This window comes from Pseudomonas agronomica, assembly GCF_025917275.1.
Classification (GTDB): Bacteria; Pseudomonadota; Gammaproteobacteria; order Pseudomonadales; family Pseudomonadaceae; genus Aquipseudomonas; species Aquipseudomonas agronomica.
Map to the genome: position 1 here is coordinate 1 of NZ_JAOSHO010001099.1, position 325 is coordinate 325.

Annotated in this window: 1 protein-coding gene; it reads right to left on the minus strand. The window is 66.8% G+C overall.

Annotated features, from left to right (window positions below):
* A partial coding sequence (locus OC610_RS29100; RefSeq protein ID WP_264433304.1) for a helix-turn-helix domain-containing protein occupies positions 1-325 on the minus strand: 325 nt, incomplete at both ends.

Genomic DNA, 325 nt, shown 5'->3' on the forward strand with positions numbered 1-325 from the left:
GCTTTCGCCACGGGCCAGCAACCGCCGCGCCCGGGCCAGGCGCAACTGGATCAAGTAGGCATGGGGCGCCAGGCCGAAAGCGGCCTTGAACGCGCGGCTCAGGCGAAAACGATCGACACCGGTGGCCCGCGCCAGGTCGTCGAGGCCGATGTCTTCGCTCAGGTGGCTATGCAGATAGTCGCGGGCCTGCTGCGCAACCAACGGCAGGCGCGGGTCGGGATTGATCCGCGCGCGCCAGTGCAAATGTTGGGTGAGGTTCGCCAGCAGCGTGTCGAGGGCGGTCTGGCGGACGATCAGAATGTCTTGCTCGTGCAGGCTCTGGAAA